The 2509-nt window shown below is 62.4% G+C and carries 3 protein-coding genes; all 3 read right to left on the bottom strand.

What is annotated here, in order from left to right; all coding sequences use genetic code 11:
* Nucleotides 1-43 precede the first annotated feature (43 nt).
* Genes tnpC through tnpA form a run of 3 tightly spaced genes read right to left on the bottom strand, consistent with a single transcriptional unit; the run spans nucleotide 44 to nucleotide 2426 of the window.
* Complete coding sequence (gene tnpC, locus BG61_RS38145) at nucleotides 44-1636, bottom strand: IS66 family transposase (RefSeq protein ID WP_035936950.1); 1593 nt, start codon at nucleotides 1634-1636, stop codon at nucleotides 44-46.
* A 29-nt stretch (nucleotides 1637-1665) separates the two neighbouring features.
* Nucleotides 1666-2013 (bottom strand): IS66 family insertion sequence element accessory protein TnpB, encoded by a 348-nt coding sequence (gene tnpB / locus BG61_RS38140; RefSeq protein WP_035936947.1) that lies wholly within the window; start codon nucleotides 2011-2013, stop codon nucleotides 1666-1668.
* Nucleotides 2010-2426 (bottom strand): IS66-like element accessory protein TnpA, encoded by a 417-nt coding sequence (gene tnpA / locus BG61_RS38135; protein ID WP_081868341.1) that lies wholly within the window; start codon nucleotides 2424-2426, stop codon nucleotides 2010-2012. The genes tnpB and tnpA overlap by 4 nt, the downstream gene beginning before the upstream one ends.
* Between the last annotated feature and the right edge of the window lie 83 nt (nucleotides 2427-2509).

The raw sequence follows: 2509 nt of genomic DNA, 5'->3' as shown, positions 1-2509 counted from the left end.
GTAAGCGTGGCGCCAGCAACGTCTTGACTGGAGGTCGTGACCTTCAGACTGCGGTGTGGAGCTGATCGGCGATGACCCACGGTGTGAGTTCGTCGATGCGGTTAATCGCATGGTCGGCGATGCGTGCGAGCACGTAGCGCAGATACGCCTCAGGATCGATGCCGTTGAGTTTTGCGGTGCCAACGACGCTGTAGATTGCGGCAGCACGTTCGCCGCCGGAGCCTGCTCCAGCGAACAGATAGTTACGGCGACCGATGGCCACCCCGCGTAGCGCGCGCTCGACTGGCAGATTGTCGATCTCGAGCTGGCCGTCATCGCAATAGCGTGTGAGCGCTTCCCATCGGTTCAGCGCATAGAGGATCGCTCGACTCGTATCCGATTTGCGCGAGAGCGCTTCCAGCGTCGTTGTGAGCCACGCATGGAATTGATCGAGTAGCGGCCGCGCGTACTCCTGGCGATGCGCACGGCGCTGATCGGGCGGCTTGCCCCTGATCGTTTCCTCAATCCTGTATAGCGCGCCGATACGCTCGAGCGCTTCGGTGTTCAAGGCATTGGGGCGCGCTGCGTGCAATTCAAAGAACTGTCGTCGGGCGTGCGCCCAACAGGCCGCCTCCGCGACGCGCCCGGTGTCGTAGATGGCCTGGTAGCCACCATACGCGTCGGCTTGCAGCGTACCGTTGAATGACTCGAGGTGCTGCTGCGGATGGATGCCCTTGCGATCCGGCGTATAGGCGAACCACACCGCCGGCGGCGTCATGTCGGCCGATGCACGATCATCGCGCACGTACACCCATAGGCGACCGGTCTTCGTCTTGCCATTGCCCGGCGCAAGCACCGGAACCGGCGTGTCGTCGGCATGCAGTTTCGTCGCCGACATCACATGACGACGCAGTGTTTCAACGAGCGGCTGCAGCAGCGTCGCAGCGTGACCGACCCACTTCGCAAGCAGCGAGCGATCCAGCTCGACGCCTTCTCGCGCGTACATGACTGACTGCCGGTAAAGCGGCACGTGATCTGCGAACTTCGAGACCAGCACGTGCGCCAGCAGCCCCGGGCCGGCGAGGCCGCGCTCAATGGGACGACTCGGTGCCGGCGCCTGAGAGATGTGGTCGCAACACACGCACGCAAACTTCGGACGCACGTGACGGATGACCCGGAAGCTTGCCGGTACGTACTCAAGTTGTTCGGCAACGTCTTCGCCCAGCGGCTTCATCTCGCCGCCGCACTCCAGGCACTTGCCGGCAGCTTCGGGCAAGTGTGTTCGGATCTCGCGTGGCAGATGTTCAGGCAGCGGCCGGCGCGGTGTCTGTTCTGCAGCCGTGCGCGGCGTCTTCGGGATTTCGACTGGCGCTTCGCCTTCGTCGGCCTCAAGCTCTTCAAGGCGCAGTTCGAGCTGCTCGATCTGACCGTCAAGCTTCTCCGACTTGCGACCGAACTGCATACGGCGCAGTTTGGCAATGAACAGCTTCAGGTGTTCGACTTCAGCTGCGCGCGAAGCCAATGCGGCCTGTTGCGAGTCGACCGTTTCCTGCAGTTTGAGCATTTGCGCGTCGCGCTCGCGCAGCGCCGCCTCCTGGCTGAGTAGCATGGCCTTCAGCGTTTCGACATCGTCGGGAAGTGGGTTCGCGCGCGTCATGCAGGCAGTTTACGCGCGGACAACGACGTTTACAACGCCGACGTCGGTCGTGCCGTTCTCGTCGGTTGCCGCCAGTCAATGCCTTCCAGCAGCATCGATAGTTGCGCCGGGCTCAGGCAAATAACACCACCGTCGGCCTGAGGCCATACGAAGCGTCCCTTCTCGAGTCGCTTCATCAGCAGGCACATGCCATCGCCGCTCCACCACAGCACTTTGAGCAGATCGCCGCGTTTGCCACGAAACACGAAAACGTGCCCGCAGAACGGATCCCGTTCAAGTACGGTCTGCACCTTGGCAGCGAGACTGTTGAATCCGGCCCGCATGTCAGTCACGCCGGCAGCCAGCCATACACGCGTGCCGCCAGGAAGCCCGATCACGCCTCAGCCTCCGCAGCGGCACGCAACGTACGCAACACAATACGCAGCGTGGCTGCGTCGGGCGTGCCTTCGATACGCACGCGCGCGACGCCGACGCAAATCTCAATCACTCCCGCGACGACCGGCTGGGCCTTGCTCTGCGACTGAACAGGCAACGCAGCCGCGTTCTCAATCCGGCGTTCCTCGTGAACCACTTCTACCGGCAATAGTGTTGGCGGCTCATACTGCCCGGCCTGATAGGCTCGGCGCCATTTGAACAACAGATTCGTGTTGAGCCCGTGTTCCAGAGCCAGTCGGGCGACCGAGACGCCTGGTTCACATGCCAGCTTTGCGAGTTCTCGCCGAAACTCGATGGGGTGATTGGGGGTGCCTTTACGCGTCCGTCTCGCTACCGTCGCTATCTCAGGTGACAAAGTAGTCTCCACCACTCGTTTGGTGGGGCCTACTGTGTCCACTTTGGCGTCATCGGTCTAGACGGTGCTCGCGCAACGCTTAC

It is taken from the genome of Caballeronia glathei, from assembly GCF_000698595.1.
GTDB lineage: Bacteria > Pseudomonadota > Gammaproteobacteria > Burkholderiales > Burkholderiaceae > Caballeronia > Caballeronia glathei.
The sequence above is the reverse complement of the archived record's forward strand: the minus strand, read 5'-3'. Positions and strand labels throughout refer to the sequence as shown.

Coding starts and splice junctions, on each gene's coding strand:
- tnpC (WP_035936950.1), bottom strand. CDS start 1,636: ATGACGCGCGCGAACCCACTTCCCGACGATGTCGAAACGCTGAAGGCC.